Origin of the sequence: Selenomonas ruminantium subsp. lactilytica TAM6421 (assembly GCF_000284095.1) — a bacterium.
GTDB classification, from domain to species: domain Bacteria; phylum Bacillota; class Negativicutes; order Selenomonadales; family Selenomonadaceae; genus Selenomonas_A; species Selenomonas_A lactilytica.
Genome location: NC_017068.1, coordinates 1,526,573 through 1,545,916, shown reverse-complemented (window position 1 = coordinate 1,545,916; position 19,344 = coordinate 1,526,573). Strand labels below are relative to the sequence as shown.

The following is a 19,344-nucleotide window of genomic DNA, read 5'->3' as shown; positions in this document are numbered from 1 at the left end:
TTGTGAATCAGATAAAGGGACTCAACAATAAACGGAAAATCTGCCAGATCAGATTGCGGCAGGGAATCAGGATCATGCTGAGCACCGGTGTCATCAGCAGCACGATCAGGATAAGGAAGCTATAGCGCTCCAAACCTGCCAGTTTGTAGGCCATATCCCGGGGCAGCAGCTGCATGAGTACATGGGAACCATCAAGAGGCGGCAGCGGAATCAGGTTGAAGATGCCAAAGCCGATATTATACTCGATAATCAAACGGAAGACCATATAGACGCCGGTCGTCATATCGCCGCCCATACGGTCAAACACCAGCAGCGCCACCAAGGCCAGAAAAGCCGTGACAAAATTAGCCATGGGGCCGGCCAGCGACACCAAAATATCATCCCGCTGGGGATTTTTAAAGTTACGAGGATTGATCTGCACAGGCTTAGCCCAACCAAAATGCACCAAAAACAGCATCAGCATACCAATCGGATCGATATGCGCTTTGGGGTTCAGCGTCAACCGCCCCATGAGCCGCGGTGTGAAATCGCCTAACCAGACAGCCACCTGGGCATGGGCATACTCATGGATGACCATGGCGATGATCAGCCCTGGCAGGCCTGCAATAATTGTCATTGGATTGAAATCAAACATTTATTTCTCCCTCCGGCTGCGTTCCAGCATCAGAATTGCCGTCACCGACTTAGCATCATAAATCTCGCCGTTCAGTACCAGCTCCACGGCTTTCTCCAGCGGCATCTTCACCACATTGATGAACTCATCCTCGTCCGTATGCTGCTTGCCAGCTTTGAGCCCTTCTGCCGCATAGATATGGATGTATTCATTGGAAAAACCAACCGTCGTTGCCACGGTCGTCAGTTTCGTGATGCTGTCCGCTTCATAGCCCGTCTCCTCCGACAGTTCCCGGGTTGCACAGTAGAGCGGATCTTCATCCGGCGCATCGAGCTTGCCCGCCGGAATCTCCAGCGTGATGCGGCCGATCGGATAACGGTATTGCTTCACCAGGATAACCTGGCCATCCTCCGTCACAGGAATCACGGCCGAAGCGCCGGGATGCTTGATCCACTCCCGCGTGGCTTCATTGCCGCTGGGCAATTTCACCGTATCACGCTTCACATGAAGCAGATTGCCATCAAAAATATCTTCGCTGCTGATTTTTTCTTCAACCAACTCTTTGTCTAAATCCTTGTCTGTCACTGCCATCAATACAGCCTCCCCAAATTCATATACTACATATTTTACAATATTTGTCCGCTGACTTCAATACAGAAAAGCCTTCTCCCATCAAGCAGGAGAAGGCTTGCATTTCATTATGGAGGCGACACTCAGAATCGAACTGAGGATAGAGGATTTGCAGTCCTCGGCCTTACCACTTGGCTATGTCGCCATAATAATGGAGCGGAAAACGAGACTCGAACTCGCGACCCCCACCTTGGCAAGGTGATGCTCTACCAACTGAGCTATTTCCGCAGTATGAAATTGGAGGCGACACTCAGAATCGAACTGAGGATAGAGGATTTGCAGTCCTCGGCCTTACCACTTGGCTATGTCGCCATAATATGGAGCGGAAAACGAGACTCGAACTCGCGACCCCCACCTTGGCAAGGTGGTGCTCTACCAACTGAGCTATTTCCGCAAGTGGCGACCCGAAGGGGACTTGAACCCCTGACCTCCGCCGTGACAGGGCGGCATTCTAACCAACTAAACTACCGGGCCGTCTTTACTTTTTCGCCGCTGTCGTTCAGCGACATGTATTATTATACGGATAACCCCCTGCCTTGTCAACACCTAAATTACAAATTTTATAAAAAACTTTATAAATTTATTTCAAGTGCTTAATAATTGCCGGAAATATCCACGACTTTATTGAACAGGGAGCGGTCCATTTCATCGATATCCCGCCACTGACTCTTGTCACTGCGGGTGAGGATCTGCGTGCCTTCCTGCTTGAAGTATACAGACTGCACAGGCTGCGCCTCACCCTTGCTGTTGACATTCTTTATCTTGGCCTGCCATTCCTGGCTGTTCTTATTGCTGGTGACAGAACCTGCCACAATAAAGACCTTCTCGCCCTCAAAGGTGTAGACAAACACGTCCTTGATGGGTTTTACTTCCGGTTTTTCCGTTCTCTTTTCCTGCTGAGGCTCAGGGATTCTGTTGATTTTTGTCTCTGCTTCGTTTCGGGTGGCCACTGTGGTTTCGGTTATCTGCTGACTGGCCGGGGCCTGCGGGGACTCTTTCGGCCATAAAAAAGCCGTAGCCGCTCCGAGCAGCAACAGACCGAGGATTCCGCCACTAACGATTCTGCGTCTATTCATGGTGCACCTCCGCGTTCATTGTTACTTCACAATTATACAAGAAAGACCTTGCCTGGGGCAAGGTCTTTGTCCTAAGGTATCACAGGAAAATTTTTTTCAATGATCATTTCAATGGTATTGCCCTTGACATACACCCGGATATCATCGGCGATATTGGCGACAATGGATTTTTCCAATTCCTCAAGAGCGGCGTCCATTGCTGCTTCCTCATCGCTTTTCTGTTCCACATCTTCCCGGTACTTATCCAGGGACCACATATAGCCATCCATCGCCAGGGCCACACCACCCAGACTCATGATTTCTGATCCGCCCATGGTTACCCGCTGGCTGTACTCCATACTGTAGAGACTGTCCTCGATGAAGTCCTGTATCTTGCCCATGATGCCCACAGAAGCCTCATTGCGCTGCCGTGACGAGGTCTCAATGAGCTCCTGTTTCTTCTCAAAATTCATCAGCGAATCTGCGTGCAAATGAAGGATGCAGCTGCACTCTGGTTTGCTCTCCATCCAGAATTCAGCCACGAACTCCCCCACGATGGCACGCACCATGCTCATGGTTTCCTCCGCCAGCAGGCGGGTGCGCCGGGCACTGCGCTCATCAAAGCCCATATCCCGGCTAAAATCCTCCACCATATCCAATGCCCAGGGCATTCCATTTCCATTGCTGTTTATCGTGATCTTTTGCGTCTGCATATTTCATTCCTCGATGGTCAGAAAATCGATAAAGCCTGTCATTTCCAGCACATCCTTCACATCGGGATTCACATGGATAAGCTTCATCGTTCCCTGCTTCTTCATGCGCTTCTGTGCCAGCAGCAGTACCCGCAGGCCTGCCGATGCCACATATACGAGTTCCTTGAAATCAAATGTCAGTTCCGTGATGCCCGCCAACTCATTCTGCACGACTTTATCCAGTTCCGGCGCCGAAACTGCGTCCAAACGACCAGTCAAAATAATAGTCAAAGCCGTGCCTGCTTGTTCTTTTTTGATTTCCATTTCAGTGTGCCTCCTCTTAAGATTGAATCCATAAGCGCTGATATTTTTCCATCTGTTTACTGATGTGTTTGATGATATTTTTCGCAAAAAGCGGGGATTTTTCCAAAATCAAGGCCGCTGAAGGCAGTGCCACAGTCAGAATGACAGCCTGTTCCGTCAGCACTTCTGCTGCCATGCGGCTTTTCCGCTCGGGCAGCAATACCGTTTCATTAAGCCAACTGTTTTCCTTCTGTATATCCAGCGTATAATACCAGCCATCCCCGGTTTCGATGCTGCGGGCCACCCGTCCGGATACCAGAAAGACGAGGTTTTCCTCAATCTGCTCTTCCGCAATACGGTCTCCCTCAAAAAGCATGACCAGGTGAGCATGATCCATAAAGAGCTGGATGATGCCATGATCACATTCCTGCAAAAGCGTGAGACGGGACAGATAATCCTGCATAACAGCCCGGTTTTCAGCCTCGCTATTGCCTGAGGCATCATTTTCCACCTGCTGCCGCTGCTGCAGGTGCTGCATGAAATCAGGATAAGGTGCATTCCAATCGGTCAGCATCTGCTGCAATACCAGCAGGTATTCATGCACCAACAGTTCCATATTCCTGCCCGGAAAATCCCCTTCATTATAGAGCATGGTGAAAATCAGCTGATGATTCTCCAACCGGAAACTAAGACCTAACCGGCTGTCACGGCCATCCCAGGAATTCTGCATGATCAGCTTGCCCGTAGGAGCGCCAGTCACTTCCCCAAAGGATCTGGACTCACAGAAAAAGTCGCAGAAATTCAGGAAATGATCGAACGCCTTATTTTCCTGTCCAATGATTGCCTCAATATCCTCCCTCCCCATATTGGCATAAGGCTGAGAGATGACAAATTGCTGGAATGCCTTGGTCACCATTTCCTGTACGGTGGGCTTTCCCTGCACCTGCAAACGGACCGGCACCAGGCTGGGAATATTGCCCAGGCTCGAATCTGCCCGTTCACGGCGGGGTACCAGCAGGCAATAGCCCACATCCTGGCATTTGTTTTCCATCTGCAGCAAAAAGCCCCAGGCTGTCTGCAAAATGGACAATAACATACGTTTATTGGATTTAGCCCGCAAGCGCAGATCCGACAGGATATTAGCCGGCACGCGGGCTATATAAGCCCGTTGCTTATGGATACGGCCACCCCCTGGCATATATTTAGGGATCTGACAATGGCGGGGAAAATGGTCCAGTATCCTGCTCCAATAATCCCGCACGGAAGTCGCGGCAGTACCCAATGACGGCTGTGACGCTATCATCTGCACCGGACTTTCCTGCCAAGGCAGATCCATCGCCAAAGCAAAGACCTGCCGCACATCGAAATTGGTCAGCACCGCCTGTACCGCCGTCACCAGCACAGCGTATTCATCCTGATTGGTATGGAAGACGGAAAAACGCACGAGACAGCCATTGCGGCTGTCAAACCCCTGACGCAGATCAGCATCCATGATCCGCCGCAAGGTGGCATCCAGTTCCTCACCATCTACCCCTTCGATATTGCGGAAAATCACGGCGGTATTCTGCTGTCGTTCCTTCAGGACCACCGCCAGCAGCCGCCCGCCAACTGCACAGTAATTCAGCCGCAGGGCATCTTCCTTCATCGTCATCTGATTCACCGCCCGGGTAAAGCGGGCCGGCGAGAGTCTGCCTTTCAATTTATAGAGATTCTGCAGGATGGCGCCTACAGGCTGTATGGTCAACGTATGGCTGAACAGGGACTTCTCCACTGCGGAAAGCTCCCGCACATAGACGATATGGTTTGGCGAGTATCCCTGATCCTCCGTCATCTGCCCGCCATAAAGCTGTTCGAGCACATTGCGCTCAGCTGCCGGCAAGTCTGTGACATGCATTCTTGGCAATTCCATAAACACACCCCTCTTACTGTGGATGCTGATATTAACTACTATTTATCTTAATTTCGCCTTTCGCCAGAAAATTCCTGCTAAAAATACTTCCGCAAAGTGAGAATGTTTTTCCCCTGTTGATAATCATAATGGACTTCATCCATGTTTTTCTTCACCAGATAGATTCCCAGCCCGCCCACGGCTCGCTCCTCTACGCACTGATCGATGTCCGGTTCTTCCCGGGCCAGGGGATCATAGGGCTGGCCCTGATCGATAAAAACGAGTTCCAGCCCTGCCGGCTCACTTAAGACCTTCCCTTGCACAACAGCCTGCCCGACCTGCCCGCCATAGGCATAATGGGCAATGTTGACAAAAATTTCCTCTACCGCCAGTTCGATCTGCATCTGTGCTTTCGGTGCAGCGGACAGTTCAATCAAAAAGGTTTCCACGAATGCATTGACCTGGGGCAGATTCTCTACGGTAGCGTCAAGGCTGATCTCCCTTGTTTGTGACATGCTTACACCTCCTTCGGCAACGATTCCGTCTGACCATTATAGACCAGCGCCAGCATGGTGATATCATCTGACTGTTCTGCCTGACCGACATGCTGCGACAAAGATTTATTGACATCAGCCATCAGATCCTTGATGGGTTTAGCAGCAGACGCATTCAAACACGTTTGCAGACGTTCCTCTCCAAACAGTTCCTCTTTTTCACTTAATGCCTCCGTGACGCCATCCGTGTACAGGAACAACTTATCACCAGGTTCCAGCATCAGTTCCTGTCCCTGATAATCCATCTCTTCCATGCCACCCATGACGAAATTCCGTTTGACCTGCAAATAGGTGAATTTCTGCTCTTTATGACGATAGAGCAAGGGGGGATTATGCCCCGCGTTTACATAGACAAATTTCCCCGTTTTGACATCGAGCATCCCCACAAAAGCCGTAACAAACATCATGGCATCGTTGTTCTGACAGAGCTGGTCATTGGTGCAGGACACCACCGCCGCCAAGTCATTTTCGCCCGTCATGGTCAGGGCAAAGTTTTTCAGGATGGTCTTGGATATCACCATGAAGAGCGCTGAGGGAACTCCCTTGCCTGACACATCGGCGATAGTGATGACCACATGATTCTCATCGAGCATGTAGAAATCATAGAAATCACCGCCCACTTCCTTGGCCGCATGCATGGTGGCGTAAATATCAAAGTCCGACCGATCAGGGAAAGGCGGGAAGATATTCGGCAGCATGCTCTCCTGGATATTGGTGGCTACATTGAGCTCCGTAGCAATGCGCTCTTTTTCTGCCGTCACTTTGGTGAGATTTTTCATATACGACTGCAATTCATCGGTCATGGCGTTGAAGCATTTGGACAGATGCTCGATCTCATCACCGGTATTGATTTCCAGCTTCTTGTCCAGATTGCCGCTGGCGATCTCCCGCACACCATCGGAAAGCTCCATGATGGGATGGACGAAGCGGTTCCCCATACGTCTGCCCTGCCAGGTCACACCAGCAATGATCACCAGGATCACCACCGCCATGGCCAGCATGATCAGCGTCATATAGGAATTCATATTGCCTACGTTTTTCCGGGCAATCGCCAGCACATCCTCCCGCGCCTGTTCCTCGGTCTTCAATACCTCATCCGCATCAATGGCAGCGGCAAAACTCCAGCCCACCTGCTTGATCGGAGCAAAAGCCAGATAATATTCCTTGCCATTGATGATCACGTTGCGGGCGCCCTTTTCTCCCTGCGTCATCGCCTTTATCGCTTCCGCCATCCCTGCATTATCCAAAGTGCGCAGATCCTGCTTGGAATCCACATCTTTGATCATATTGTTCTCATCCTTGTAGAACAGGATATGACCATTATCATCCAATACAAAACATGTGTCGGTCTGCGCATTGAGCACCAGCTGACTGATATTCTCCAGATAAGTGGACATGGCTACCACACCGGCAAATTCGCCATTCACCTCATAAGGCATGGTGCAGGCAATACGCAAGCCGCCGCTGAAACTGTCCGAATAGACTTCCGTAAAGGTCAGCTTTCCCTGGTTCTGCGCCAGCCGGTACCAGGGACGGCTCGTGGCATTGAAGGTCAAGGGGGTATTGGACGCATCATTGGCAAAGCGGGCGGCGGAATCCGCATCCACGGAAATCGTGAAACCATTCTTCGAGGCCACGCTGATCGCCGTTCCCTCGCCATTTTGTGCCGCGACCTGCAGCATGAGATCCTGCAGATTAGCCGTCAGGCCGATTTCCTCAGCTAGTGCTTCCTTGTTGACATCTGCCGCATATTCCAGCTGCGCTGCCAGTTTGCCGGCGTTTTCCCGGCGCGGTTCGCTGATGCTGCGCGGCGTAAGTTCTCCCGCATGACTGCGCAGCCAGCTGATTTCCCGTCTCACGAGTTCCGTACGGTCAGCAATGCGCTGCAGTTCCAGGGCAATCTGGCTGGCTTTTTCTCCGGCAAAAACCTGCAGATGTGCCTCAGCATTCTGTTTCAATGTATTGCTGACCGTAAGGGCCGCCTCTTCCCCCATTTCCCGTCCATCACGCAGGGAATTTTCCCGGGCGCCCAACATGCCCAGCAAAGCCATGGCCCCCAGAAGCAGTACAGATACTACACTGCACAAAAGCACCAGCCTCTGTACCTGCTGGCGGATACTGCGTCTTTTCATCCATCTCATCCCCTTCGCTTTCCAATTGTGACAATAGTGGTATTGAAACCTAAGATACGTACATATTCGATCTTGGAAGTAAGCTTCTGCACCATCAACAAACCAGAAAATTCTTCACCATGCTCATCCAGAAACTTCACTGGATTGAAGGGCTTGCCGGCATCCCTTACCTTGACCAGGATTGCCTGCTCCTGCAGACGCAGGAACACATCGATATGGCCATTTTCACCCCTATTGTCATAATTCGCGATGTTGACGCATAATTCCTCTATGGTCAATTGGGCCGCATAGGCCTGACGGGAATCCAACAGACCTGCATGCCGCCCGCAAAAATCCTCTGCAGCCTGCGCAGCCTGGGTAGCTGCCTCCACCGTAGCCGGAATGCTTATTTCCCAAACATCAGTATCTGCCTGCAGCATCAGGAAACTGTTTATCCCCTGTTCCCTGGCTTTACGCCGCATATGAATGATCAGCCAGCCCAAAGAAAGCAATGCTGCCAAAGCCGGCGCACTCCACATCAGCGTATAGCTGAACCTTGACATCCCATAGAACAAGAGCACCACCAACACCACGCCTTCCAGCAGGGAAAACACGGTTGCCGCCCGCTCCTGCCGCGTGGCTTGATAAAACGCCCGCAGGATGAACACATGTGCCAGCACCAGCATATAAAGCAGGCTTATGCGCAGATCCAGGATGAGTTCCGGCGTAATGCGTTCCGTTGCCACACCATAAAAGCCCATAAACTCTGCCGGAAAGCAAACAATCAGGGTAAACGCCAAAAGACACAAGCCAAAAGTCAGGTGCAGAGCCCTGCGCAGTACCTGGATGGTTCCCTCCTTGTCCATTTCCCCATAAAGGGCGCCGCAGACATTGGACAGCGCCGTGCTGGAACCATCGGCAAACATCAGGGCATAAAGCTGGGCAGCATTGCACAAAGACACCGTCAAAGCGCCCATATCCCCCATATAATCCACGGCCATGCTGTTGATGGCAAAATAACGCACTACCAGCCCCAGGGGAATGATGGACATGGGCAGACCGACAGCCATCAGCTGCCGCAAAAGCAGCTTGTCCGCAGCCGTCAGGGATACGAAATGCCATGCCCGCTCTGACCGCTGTCGATAGGGCAGCAAAAGCAACAGCGAACAGGCATAGCCTGCGCCTGTAGCCCAGCCTGCACCAGCAATCCCCCAGTCCAGTACAGCCATAAAGATATAGTCAAAGATCAGATTGCAGAGGTTGGCCACCACGGGGATGGCAATAGCCAGCTTGTGTTCACCTTCCAGCCGCAAATACGCCGCTACGCCATTGGTCAGAATGAGCAATGGCCCCGTGAGCCACAAGGGCACCAGATAAGCCTGCACCATGCCAGACAGAGAACTATCCCCTGCCAGCCAATGCGCCAAGGGTTCAGCAAGGATCGAGCCGCCAAGCCCCAACAGCAACAACGCAATCGTTCCCCAGCCAATGGAAAGCGTGAATACCTTGTCACAGGCAGCCCAGTTCCGGGAACCGATGAACTGCGCGGCCAAGGTTGCGCCTCCGTCCACAAAGAGAAAGAAGATAATATTCCGGGCATAGTAAACGGGCATAGTCAGGTTGATCGCCGCAAAGGCCGCCGGTCCCAGCAGCTGGCTCACCAGAATGCCATCGACGATAGCGGCCAGATACAACGATACGATGAACCCCATCGTCGAACCCAGATATTCCCGATACTTCTGCCATACCAATATCCCATTGCGCTGCATAACTTATGTCTCCACGAAACTGCCTGCCTGTGCAAAATTAGGTGCGATAACCATTTCGCCCTCCTGGTTCATATAACCCCATTTTCCCCCAAGGCAAACGGGCAAAAGACCTTTGGACATAACACCGGCATCTGTGACGTCCGCCGTCAGTTTTCGTAGCAGTTTCCCGTTCTTGTCGATCAGCTGCCAGCTGCTGTCTGTACGCACAGCCGCCACGCCTTCACCAAAAGGCCGCATAGCCAGGTATTGCGGGCGGATGCTCATTTTGCCATCCCTGCTCACAGCGCCCCATTTCTTATCTTTACGTACCAGTGCCATGCCATCAGAAAAAGGCACGACTTCATCATAAGTGGTGGGAACGACTTCCCTGCCCTGCCGATCGATATAACCGCGCTTCTCGTTACTCTTCAAGGCATTCTTCGGTGGCAGACCGATGCTGCCCAGGGCTACGCTCGCTCCATAAGCCAATGTCCGCCATACATCCAGCTTTTTCTTCACTTCATGGATCTCTGCCACGCCCTCTTTGAATTGGCCGAGATAACGCGACTCCCGCGGCAGCAACAGATTGCCATGCTTGTCTATATAGCCCTTGCCCTTCGGTGATTGCACAGCCGCCAGCCCTTCGGCAAAACCGGCATACACTTCACTGTATTGCGGCTGGATCTTCATGATGCCCTGCTGGTCAATAAAACCCCATTTTCCCTGGCTCTTCACCGCAGCCAAGTCGCCGGAAAAGTTTTTGGCGCCCTCATATTGCGGGCTCAATACGATTTCGCCTCTTGTATTGGCATAGCCCCACTTATTCTGTTGCTTTATGACAGTCATCCCTTCGCTGAACTCGCCGATATAAGCAAATACTTCTGTGCTCACTGGGGAACCATCCGCGCGGACAAACTGCCAATCAATTCCCTTGCGGACACCGAAGTAGTCATTTCCCTGCGCCACCGCGGTGATCTCATCATAGCAGACCGGCAGGATCTCTTTCCCCTCGCTGCTGTATGCCCCCCAATGAGCTTCATCGTTTTCCACCAGATACGTTTTCCCATGATCCGGAATGAGGATGTTGATATAATGTATTGGGACAATCTCTTTGCCGTCCTGTCCCAATACACCACAGAACTCCCCCTTCTTTACGATCAGGCCACCATTTTTCCAGGGCACGATCCGCTCATAGCCAAGGGGCACACGAAAATTCCCCGTTCCATCAATCACACCACATAGATTATGTTCCTGTACCACAGCCAGAGGTTCCGCATGCAGCAGACCGGCTCCGCTGACCAAAATACACGCGGTCACTGCCACAGACAGGCTTATTTTCCACACGTTCATTTGCAAGCCCTCCCTAACTAAAAAGCGGCAGTTTCCTTGCTGCCGCCCATTGTATAATCAGTAATATCCTTATAGGGATATGTTATTCTCTTATTATTACCTTTTTCCTGCCTATTGGCTGAAAATATGGTCTTATGGTACGGGAGATGGCCGCAGACTCCCCCCCAAGCCGGCTGATAAGCTCGGCCTGAGAAAAAGAGCCGGGCCGCCGGTATTCCGTTCGCAGAGGCGATTACGGATTGACATGTCAATTACGACCGGCAACAGCCAAATAAAAAACTAATCCTCCCCATGCCAGCAAAGCATCACCGTAACCCAGCCATCCTGCTGCTGGAAATCACATTGGGCACTATACTTGCGGATAAAGGCACGCAAAGCGATCATCCCCGTACCATGCCCCGGTTCATCACTATACGGCAGACCATCACTATCCAACATCAAAGGCTCCTGAAAACGATTGGCAACTGACAGTATGTATTTCCCGTTCTCATAATGGGCTGACACCTTGATTGCACGATCCATAACTGGCTGCCTCATGCTGGCATGCAGGGCATTTTCCAACAGATTGGACAGGACAATAGCCACATCCGTATCCATGCCAGTCATATCCTTGGGCAAATCGATCTTTTGCTGCAGAGGAATCTCCAGAGTGCCCAGATGATAGTGATAGATCGACAAGGTCGCATTGACAAGATCATTGGCACAAAAATCCCGCATCATCATACGCTCAATCTCCGCCGCCTGCTTATCCACAAGCTGCCTGGCTTCGCTGATGCGCCCGCTGTCCAACAACGTGCTAAGCAATTGATTGTAATGACATATATTATGGCGCAGAACACGCAAGGTCTGCCGCCGCTCCTCTGTCAGACGCGTATACTCCCGCAGGGAATATAGCTGCTGGGCCAGCAGATTATTGCGATGGACCTCGGCTGTGTGTTCGGACATATGATGCGCAGAATTCAACACCAAACGGAAAATCAGGAAGAACAAGATAGGCAATGCCAAACGACCTACACGTTCAGGCACGCTATGATAAAGCTGGCCGTCCAGCATGGGCAGTGCATAGGCAAATAAAACCACCAATGGCATCAGTGCAATATACAGGCCCAAATACCGGTACTGAAAAAATCGCTGCGCCGGCACCAGCTTGACAAACAGCCGCCGTTCCAACGGAATCAGTAGCAGGAACAAAAGCAAATAGCAGCTGATAAGTGTCAGCATATGCATGCGTTCACCATAATCAACCGGCAGCACTGCCCCGACCACAAAACCGCTGACGGTATGCAGCAATATCGAAAACAGACTTTGCATGCCCAGCACAAATAGATGCTGTACAAAACCGCGGGGAATGCAGTAATACGCAATCAGAAAAAAGGGCACCCAGCCAAAGGCCACCAACAACTTGAAGCGCAGAACCTCCCCATCATACATCGTCATAACGGCAGCATAGATAAAAAATGCCACTAAGCCCCAACCAGCTGTAAACTGCTGCAATTTGTGCCGCTGTGCAGTGGAAACGCTTTTGGCAAAGGGAAGATAGCGAAGCCAAACGCCGCTAAACTGCAAGAAAACTAATGCCAACGCGAATAGATACTCCATTCCTAATCCTCACTTTCTACAATAGCTACGTCGTATAATTTCCGATAAAATTCGCAATAAATTTTCTGTTATCCATTTTACCACTTATGATATATTTCGGCTACTTTTGCAAAAACATTGATTTAAGCGTGGAATTAGGATAAAATTATAAATAGGTTAAGTTTTTCTTAAATTCAGATTATAATAAAGGAGGGCAGCCTCGTCATGAATACTCCATCATTCATAAAACGCCGCATCATGGCCGTGGATGACGATGACATCAATCGGATGACTCTGGAAGCCATTCTAAGTGTCGATTACGATTTCACCGCCGTATCAAGCGGCCCCGAAGCACTTGATCTGCTTGCCGGGCAGCCTGTAGATCTCATACTCCTCGATATCAACATGCCGGAAATGAATGGTTTTGAAGTACTGGCCGCCTTACAACAGGGTGAAAAAACCTGTAGTATCCCGGTTATCATGCTGACCGGGGATTTGGACCAGGAAACCGAGGTGCAGGGCATTCAGGCCGGCGCTTTCGATTTTGTCCACAAACCCTTTATTCCCACTTTAATCCTGCGCCGGATCGAACGAACCCTTGAACTCAAAGCCCTGCAGCACCATATGCAGCAGGAAATCGACCGTCAGACAGCCATTGCCAAGGAACAATTGGCCTCTACGCAGCGCCTGTTTCATGAGATGGTCGAAACACTGGCTGATACCATTGATGCCAAAGACAAGTACACCCACGGCCATTCCCGCCGCGTAGCGGATTACGCCCGGGAAATCGCCCGTCGGGCGGGCAAGTCCGAAGAATACCAGCGTGCCGTCTACTATATGGCACAGCTTCACGACATCGGCAAGATTGGCATCCCTTCCAGCCTGATCAACAAAAGCACAAAACTTACGGATGAGGAATACGCCGCCGTGCAGCAGCACACGCTTATTGGCAGTGATATTCTCGCCCATGTAAAGGAGATGCCGGAACTTTTGACTGCCGCCCGCAGCCACCACGAACGCTATGATGGCACTGGCTATCCCGAAGGGCTTATCGGTACTGCCATTCCCGAAAAAGTCCGCATCATTGCCGTAGCAGATGTCTATGATGCCATGACCTCCAAACGCAGTTATCGAGATGTTCTCTCTCAGGCTGTGGTCCGCCAGGAAATGCTCAATGCCCGTGGAAAACAGCTTGACCCTGTCTTTACCGACATCATGCTGCAGATGATCGATGAAGACATCCATTACCAGCTTCGGGAAAAATAAATATACATACAGCCAAAGGCTCTACAGGATTTTTCCTGGAGCCTTTTACTATGAAATCTTTGTTTGGCAGGAATAATAAATCCATATGGCGAATTTTATTTATGGAATACATGCCTGTATTTAACCAGAATACTGTCTGATAGGAGGGAAATTTATGCGATGGATTGAAAATCTACGGGTAGCTTACAAGTTGTTGATCCTATGTAAAATGGAAAATGTCGCCACTGCTTCTGATGAGCAATCCACCGCCGCTGACGAGATTGCCACGGCCAGCAAGTCTTTGGCCCAACTGGCCCAGAATCTACAAACTTCCCTGAACAAGTTCCAATTTTAGAGCTTGACGGCTTATGATTTTTAATTTTTGACAGAAAGGCAATTTATCGATATGAACTTTTGGCAACAGCACAGTTTGTCCCAATGGGCCACACGGCTCATTGTCAGCTTTATCCTGATCGTGTCGGCCGCTGCTTGTTGGATCTTTTCCAGCAGCACCTTCGATCAGCCGCGTCCCAAAGCCGGCATCGTACTGCTGGGCGGCATCAATGAGGAAGGCTGGAACGCCCCCCAGTACCGCGGCATCCAAAAGGCCTGCAATGCGATGGGCATTGAACTTATCACTAAGGAGCGCATTATCGGTGATGGCGCCTGCACAAAAGCCGTCAATGAACTGGTCAATGATGGCGCCGGGATGATATTCCTGGCCAGTTACTCCTATTCCCAGGAAGCGCAAAAACTTGTCCGCAAGTACCCCCATATTGCCTTTGGCACCAATTCTGCTGAGTGCCATGCCCGCAATATGACTTCCTATTTTGTCCGCATGTATCAGGGCCGCTATCTTGCTGGTGCACTGGCCGGCATGCACACCAAGAGCAATGTTATAGGCTATGTAGCCGCCATGAAAAATTCCGAGGTCAATCGTGGCATCAATGCTTTCACTTTGGGGGTACAACAAACCAATCCTGCAGCCCGAGTTGTCGTCATGTGGACAGGCAATTGGCAGAATGAGGAAAAAGAAGCCCAGGAAGCCCGCCGCCTGATCAAGGAAGCCGGGGCTGATGTCCTCACCTATCATCAGGACGAGCCCGCTGCCGCCAATGTAGCGGAAGAACTGGGCATCGACTATATCGGCTACTATGAGGATTTGGGCAAACATACCTGGCGTTCTGACCATGCCCTGACCTCTGTTGTCTGCAATTGGGATCGCTACTATGAGGACATCATCCGCCGTTATCTCAAAGGCGAACTCAACTATATGGACAAGCAATGGGTGGGCATGGAAGCCGGGTTCGTAGAGTTATGCGACTTTTCACCTGCGGTCACCGCCGCCGAAAAAACACGGCTGGCACAGATAAAAGAGAACATGCTGGCTGGCCGCTTCGTCTTTGCCGGCGAAATCTATGACCGTCAGGGCAAACTGCGCTGCCGTCCGGATGAATCCATTCGGGATGATCGCCTGCTCCAGCACATGGACTGGCTGGTAAAGGGGGTGGAGATTCTTGAATAATCGCAAAAAAATGCTGTTGACCATTCTGATGATGCTCTTCCTGATTTTTCTTTCCGGAATCTTCATCCAGCAGCGGATTGTAAATATGCTCAACAAAGCCGCTGAACATTCTGTTGCCCGGCAGACGGAAGACCTCTCCATGTTAGCTGGTGAACGCTTTCGCCGCTTCCTGACACCGCTGCAGACCGCCGCCACCCATCTGTCTGAACACGAGGAAGACAAAGATGACATGCTGAAAATGCTGGTTCAGCAGAATCCCCAAGGACAGGCTGGACTCATTGACTTCCAGCACCATACCCGGGGCCGGTCCGTCTCTAGCAAATCATTTCCCCGTCTGCAGCTGGCCTTTCATGGCAATACTGTCATCGACTACAACCCTGATATTGGCATTCTGCTGGCCACCCCGGTCAGCTACGGCGACAATGTCCGCTATGTCCTGTATCAAATCTATCCCATCAGCATGCTGCCTCAGCTTTTTGCCCTTTCCGACTACGATGCCTTCACCCATGTCATCATCCAGTACCATGATGGCACGCTGGCTGTTCCCTACGAAAACTACACGACAGAAGATACCAGATTCTGGGCTGATGAAACCATTCAGTCAGGAATGCGGGAGGTCCACAGCCGTCTCGAACGTAATAAAGCGGCCGCCGTCTATACCGAGGGCGCCGAGGGAAAATACTTCGTCTTCGGAGCAGATCTGCCCCAGACCGATTTTTCCTTGATTGGCTATATGCCCTGGTCAGCGGTAGCCGGTCAAATTATGAGCATTTATCAGCGCGTATTCTTTCTCTTTGCCCTGATGCTGATTCTCTTCGCCTGCCTGAGCATTTACCTGCTCATGGCTCAGACCAGTGTAGCGGAAACCGAGGAACTACGGCAGGCTAGACTGGCCGCCGATGCCGCCAATCTGGCCAAGAGCCAGTTCCTGGCCAATATGAGCCATGAAATCCGCACACCTTTGAATGCCATCAGCGGCATGAATGAGATGATCCTGCGTCAGCAAGTTCCGGGCGAAGTCCGGCAATACGCCAACAACATCAAATCTGCCACAACAGCACTGCTGACCATCATCAACGAAATCCTGGATTTTTCCAAAATTGAATCCGGTCATATGGAAATCGTCGACACAGATTATCAGCTGACCAATGTGCTGCGGGAAGTATGCACACTGGTGGGCGTACGTGCTCAGGCCAAAAGCTTGCTGTTCAAGATCCACGTAGATCCCTATCTGCCTAATGGCCTATACGGTGATGCGGGCCGGCTGCGCCAGATTCTCATCAATCTGCTGAACAATGCCATCAAGTATACGCCCTCCGGCTCCATTACGCTGGACATCAGCGGCCAACGGAAGGAAAACACCCTTTATCTCCAGGCTGCTGTCACCGATACCGGTATTGGCATCCGCGAAGAAGATAAAGACAGGCTGTTCCATGTATTTGAACGCCTTGACATCAAACGCAACTGCCAGATTGAGGGAACCGGCTTAGGTTTGGCCATCACCTACCGCCTGCTGAACATGATGCATGGCAGCATCAAAGTGGACAGCACCTATGGAGAAGGCAGTGTATTTACCATCGAATTGCCGCAGGAAGTTCATTCCTTTGATCCTGTAGGCGTTTTCAGCCTGAGTGCCCAGCCGGATCTTGACAAAGTACTTGAACATCAGGCCAGCTTTATTGCGCCCGATGCCCAGGTACTCATCGTTGATGACAACGAGATGAACTGCTTCGTCGCCAGCAGTCTGCTCAAAGAAACCCAGGTGCAGACCGTTATCGCCCACAGTGGAGCCGAAACCATGGAAGCTCTGCAGAAACAGAGGTTCCATGTCGTACTGCTGGACTACATGATGCCCGGCATGGATGGCGTAGAAACCCTGCATAAAGCCAAAGAGCTGCCCAATATCGGTTCTACCCGCTTTATTGCCCTGACGGCTACGGCCATCTCCGGCTCTCGGGAAAAATTCCTCATGGAAGGCTTTGACAATTACCTGAGCAAACCCATGACCGGCGATGATCTCACCAACATGCTACTCCGCTACCTACCGCAGGAACTTATCCAACATCCATTACCGGCTCCAGCAGCTGCACCAATAGCTGCACCGTCACCCGCCAAAACAGCAGAACAAGCCAGTACAACTGTCGCACCACCAGCCCCGCCCCTTATTGATTACAAACTGGGGCTGACCTACTGCAACAATATGCAGGCAGTTTACGACAAAATACTGGCTATGTTCAATAAGCAGTCCAGCGATAAGATTGCCCAGCTGGACAACGATTTAGCTGCAGCCAACTGGAAGGACTACCGCATCAATATCCATGCACTCAAATCCACGGCCCTGACCATCGGCTGCCGCAGTCTCAACCAAAAAGCCAAGGATCAAGAGCAGGCGGTCAAAGACTATCTGGCCGAAACTGCACCCCCTGACCAGCAGCAACAAGCTATGGATTACATCCAGCAACACCATGCCAATGTCATGGATCTCTACCGTCAGGTAGCGGAACTGGCTGGCTCACCAGCACAGACAGGCTAACCCCCTCACTACCTTTGCTATGCTTACAGGATGTCAATATATTCATGATTCAGGGCTTTGTTCATGCTGCGGACAGCACAGAATTTGCCACACATGCTGCAAGTCTCGCTGTGACCGTCTTCCGGCATGCGGCTCTTGCGGATGGCCTGTGCCGTTTTGGCATCCAGGGCGCAGGCAAACTGCTTATCCCAATCCAATTCCCGACGAGCATCAGCCATACGGTCATCCAATAGTCTTGCCCCTGGCAGTCCTTTGGCCACATCAGCGGCATGAGCTGCGATCTTGCTGGCAATGATTCCTTGGCGGACATCCTCCAGATTGGGCAGAGCCAAATGTTCAGCTGGCGTCACATAGCAAAGGAAGGCAGCGCCATTCATAGCAGCCACGGCACCACCAATAGCAGCCGTAATATGATCATACCCCGGAGCAATATCCGTTACCAGCGGCCCTAACACATAGAAAGGTGCGCCATGGCAAAGGGTTTTCTGGATTTCCATATTAGCGGCAATCTGATTAAGGGGCACATGGCCGGGCCCTTCTACCATGACCTGTACATTGCGCTTCCAGGCCCGCTTGACCAGTTCCCCCAACCTGGAAAGCTCATCTAACTGGCAATTGTCCGTGGCATCAGCCAAACATCCGGGACGGCAGGCATCTCCTAAAGAAATGGTTACATCATATTCCGCACAGATATCAAGGATTTCGTCGAAATGCTCATAGAAGGGATTTTCCTCACCGGTCATACTCATCCAGGCAAAGACAAGGCTGCCTCCCCGACTCACGATATTCATCTTGCGGGACTGACTGCGTATCTGCCGTACGGTGTCCCGGGTGATGCCACAGTGCAGTGTCACAAAGTCCACGCCATCCTCAGCGTGCAGACGAATGACATCCAAAAAATCCTGGGCCGTAAGTTCCGCCAGATCCCGCTGGTAGTGGATAACGCTGTCGTAGATGGGCACAGTACCAATCATAGCGGGACATTCGGCAGTAAGTTTCTGGCGGAAAGGCTGAGTATTGCCATGGCTGGAAAGATCCATGATGGATTCGGCACCAAGTTCCACTGCTTCCATGACCTTCTGCATTTCCAGATCATAATCCTTGCAATCCCGGGAAACCCCCAGATTCACATTAATTTTCGTGCGCAGCATGCTGCCCACCCCTTCCGGGGAAAGGGCAGCATGTTTTTTATTGGCACAGATGGCCACCTGACCAGCGGCCACTAATTGACGCAGCTTTTCCGGTTCCATATTCTCTTTTTGAGCTACGATTTCCATTTCCCGGGTGATCAATCCCTGGCGGGCTGCGTCCATCTGCGTTGTGTAGTTTTCTTTCATCTGGTACCATCCTCCTAAAAATAAAAAAACTGTGAACAGGATTTGCATAAAATCCCATCACAGTCTAAAATCTTCCCTACGTTGGCATTATCCAAATCAGGTGCGGTCGAAACGCATAGTTTCCTCTCAGCCCGTCTGCGAGCTCCCGTAATATTCATTTTTTTCATTCTAACAGATTCACC

At 51.2% G+C, this 19,344-nt stretch carries 16 protein-coding genes, 5 tRNA genes and 1 riboswitch; of the genes, 4 read left to right on the top strand and 17 right to left on the bottom strand.

What is annotated here, in order from left to right; genetic code table 11:
- Positions 1-7: 7 nt before the first annotated feature.
- From SELR_RS07570 to SELR_RS07495, 16 genes are all read right to left on the bottom strand, one after another.
- Positions 8-634, bottom strand: a complete 627-nt coding sequence (locus tag SELR_RS07570; protein WP_014424624.1) for a site-2 protease family protein — start codon at positions 632-634, stop codon at positions 8-10.
- Positions 635-1,204 carry an NUDIX domain-containing protein gene (locus SELR_RS07565; RefSeq protein ID WP_014424623.1) on the bottom strand — a complete coding sequence of 190 codons (570 nt, stop codon included), beginning with the start codon at positions 1,202-1,204 and terminating at the stop codon, positions 635-637. It lies immediately after the preceding gene.
- 110 nt (positions 1,205-1,314) lie between these two features.
- Positions 1,315-1,388, bottom strand: a tRNA-Cys gene (locus SELR_RS07560).
- Between the two features lie 7 nt (positions 1,389-1,395).
- Positions 1,396-1,471: transfer RNA gene (locus SELR_RS07555), tRNA-Gly, on the bottom strand.
- Between the two features lie 10 nt (positions 1,472-1,481).
- A tRNA-Cys gene (locus tag SELR_RS07550) sits at positions 1,482-1,555 on the bottom strand.
- A 6-nt stretch (positions 1,556-1,561) separates the two neighbouring features.
- Positions 1,562-1,637, bottom strand: a tRNA-Gly gene (locus SELR_RS07545).
- 3 nt (positions 1,638-1,640) lie between these two features.
- Positions 1,641-1,717: transfer RNA gene (locus tag SELR_RS07540), tRNA-Asp, on the bottom strand.
- 119 nt (positions 1,718-1,836) lie between these two features.
- Positions 1,837-2,319, bottom strand: coding sequence for a hypothetical protein (locus SELR_RS07535; protein WP_014424622.1), 483 nt, complete (start codon positions 2,317-2,319; stop codon positions 1,837-1,839).
- A gap of 71 nt (positions 2,320-2,390) precedes the next feature.
- On the bottom strand, positions 2,391-3,011 hold the full coding sequence (locus SELR_RS19120; protein ID WP_014424621.1) for a hypothetical protein: 621 nt from the start codon (positions 3,009-3,011) through the stop codon (positions 2,391-2,393).
- A 3-nt stretch (positions 3,012-3,014) separates the two neighbouring features.
- Complete coding sequence (locus tag SELR_RS07525) at positions 3,015-3,314, bottom strand: STAS domain-containing protein (RefSeq protein ID WP_014424620.1); 300 nt, start codon at positions 3,312-3,314, stop codon at positions 3,015-3,017.
- A gap of 16 nt (positions 3,315-3,330) precedes the next feature.
- Complete coding sequence (locus SELR_RS07520; RefSeq protein ID WP_014424619.1) at positions 3,331-5,202, bottom strand: condensation domain-containing protein; 1,872 nt, start codon at positions 5,200-5,202, stop codon at positions 3,331-3,333.
- A 77-nt stretch (positions 5,203-5,279) separates the two neighbouring features.
- Entirely contained in the window at positions 5,280-5,696 is a 417-nt protein-coding gene (locus tag SELR_RS07515; protein WP_014424618.1) for an ATP-binding protein, read from the bottom strand.
- Positions 5,697-5,698: 2 nt separating this feature from the next.
- Positions 5,699-7,867, bottom strand: a complete 2,169-nt coding sequence (locus SELR_RS17770) for a SpoIIE family protein phosphatase (protein WP_014424617.1) — start codon at positions 7,865-7,867, stop codon at positions 5,699-5,701.
- A gap of 5 nt (positions 7,868-7,872) precedes the next feature.
- A complete protein-coding gene (locus tag SELR_RS07505; protein ID WP_014424616.1) occupies positions 7,873-9,615 on the bottom strand; it encodes an MATE family efflux transporter in 1,743 nt (580 codons plus the stop codon).
- Positions 9,616-9,618: 3 nt separating this feature from the next.
- Positions 9,619-10,944, bottom strand: a complete 1,326-nt coding sequence (locus SELR_RS07500; protein ID WP_014424615.1) for a WG repeat-containing protein — start codon at positions 10,942-10,944, stop codon at positions 9,619-9,621.
- A gap of 279 nt (positions 10,945-11,223) precedes the next feature.
- Positions 11,224-12,543, bottom strand: a complete 1,320-nt coding sequence (locus SELR_RS07495) for a sensor histidine kinase (RefSeq protein ID WP_014424614.1) — start codon at positions 12,541-12,543, stop codon at positions 11,224-11,226.
- A 204-nt stretch (positions 12,544-12,747) separates the two neighbouring features.
- Between SELR_RS07495 and SELR_RS07490 the strand changes: the two genes are divergently transcribed.
- The 4 genes from SELR_RS07490 to SELR_RS17765 all read left to right on the top strand — a co-directional run bounded on the left by SELR_RS07490 (position 12,748) and on the right by SELR_RS17765 (position 17,825).
- Complete coding sequence (locus SELR_RS07490; RefSeq protein ID WP_014424613.1) at positions 12,748-13,788, top strand: HD domain-containing phosphohydrolase; 1,041 nt, start codon at positions 12,748-12,750, stop codon at positions 13,786-13,788.
- 154 nt (positions 13,789-13,942) lie between these two features.
- Entirely contained in the window at positions 13,943-14,122 is a 180-nt protein-coding gene (locus SELR_RS07485) for a hypothetical protein (RefSeq protein ID WP_014424612.1), read from the top strand.
- Between the two features lie 51 nt (positions 14,123-14,173).
- Positions 14,174-15,292, top strand: a complete 1,119-nt coding sequence (locus SELR_RS07480; protein ID WP_014424611.1) for a BMP family ABC transporter substrate-binding protein — start codon at positions 14,174-14,176, stop codon at positions 15,290-15,292.
- A complete protein-coding gene (locus SELR_RS17765) occupies positions 15,285-17,825 on the top strand; it encodes an ATP-binding protein (RefSeq protein WP_014424610.1) in 2,541 nt (846 codons plus the stop codon). The genes SELR_RS07480 and SELR_RS17765 overlap by 8 nt, the downstream gene beginning before the upstream one ends.
- 23 nt (positions 17,826-17,848) lie before the next feature.
- On the opposite strand, the gene thiC is transcribed toward SELR_RS17765, so the two are convergent.
- Complete coding sequence (thiC, locus tag SELR_RS07470) at positions 17,849-19,162, bottom strand: phosphomethylpyrimidine synthase ThiC (RefSeq protein WP_014424609.1); 1,314 nt, start codon at positions 19,160-19,162, stop codon at positions 17,849-17,851.
- A 55-nt stretch (positions 19,163-19,217) separates the two neighbouring features.
- A riboswitch (TPP riboswitch) is annotated at positions 19,218-19,321 on the bottom strand.
- Positions 19,322-19,344 lie beyond the last annotated feature (23 nt).

What these genes read in the sequence shown, in the direction of transcription:
- SELR_RS07570 (WP_014424624.1), bottom strand. Translation starts at nt 634, where the DNA reads ATGTTTGATTTCAATCCAATGACAATTATTGCAGGCCTGCCAGGGCTG.
- SELR_RS07565 (WP_014424623.1), bottom strand. Translation starts at nt 1,204, where the DNA reads ATGGCAGTGACAGACAAGGATTTAGACAAAGAGTTGGTTGAAGAAAAA.
- SELR_RS07535 (WP_014424622.1), bottom strand. Translation starts at nt 2,319, where the DNA reads ATGAATAGACGCAGAATCGTTAGTGGCGGAATCCTCGGTCTGTTGCTG.
- SELR_RS19120 (WP_014424621.1), bottom strand. Translation starts at nt 3,011, where the DNA reads ATGCAGACGCAAAAGATCACGATAAACAGCAATGGAAATGGAATGCCC.
- SELR_RS07525 (WP_014424620.1), bottom strand. Translation starts at nt 3,314, where the DNA reads ATGGAAATCAAAAAAGAACAAGCAGGCACGGCTTTGACTATTATTTTG.
- SELR_RS07520 (WP_014424619.1), bottom strand. Translation starts at nt 5,202, where the DNA reads ATGGAATTGCCAAGAATGCATGTCACAGACTTGCCGGCAGCTGAGCGC.
- SELR_RS07515 (WP_014424618.1), bottom strand. Translation starts at nt 5,696, where the DNA reads ATGTCACAAACAAGGGAGATCAGCCTTGACGCTACCGTAGAGAATCTG.
- SELR_RS17770 (WP_014424617.1), bottom strand. Translation starts at nt 7,867, where the DNA reads ATGAAAAGACGCAGTATCCGCCAGCAGGTACAGAGGCTGGTGCTTTTG.
- SELR_RS07505 (WP_014424616.1), bottom strand. Translation starts at nt 9,615, where the DNA reads ATGCAGCGCAATGGGATATTGGTATGGCAGAAGTATCGGGAATATCTG.
- SELR_RS07500 (WP_014424615.1), bottom strand. Translation starts at nt 10,944, where the DNA reads ATGAACGTGTGGAAAATAAGCCTGTCTGTGGCAGTGACCGCGTGTATT.
- SELR_RS07495 (WP_014424614.1), bottom strand. Translation starts at nt 12,543, where the DNA reads ATGGAGTATCTATTCGCGTTGGCATTAGTTTTCTTGCAGTTTAGCGGC.
- SELR_RS07490 (WP_014424613.1), top strand. Translation starts at nt 12,748, where the DNA reads ATGAATACTCCATCATTCATAAAACGCCGCATCATGGCCGTGGATGAC.
- SELR_RS07485 (WP_014424612.1), top strand. Translation starts at nt 13,943, where the DNA reads ATGCGATGGATTGAAAATCTACGGGTAGCTTACAAGTTGTTGATCCTA.
- SELR_RS07480 (WP_014424611.1), top strand. Translation starts at nt 14,174, where the DNA reads ATGAACTTTTGGCAACAGCACAGTTTGTCCCAATGGGCCACACGGCTC.
- thiC (WP_014424609.1), bottom strand. Translation starts at nt 19,162, where the DNA reads ATGAAAGAAAACTACACAACGCAGATGGACGCAGCCCGCCAGGGATTG.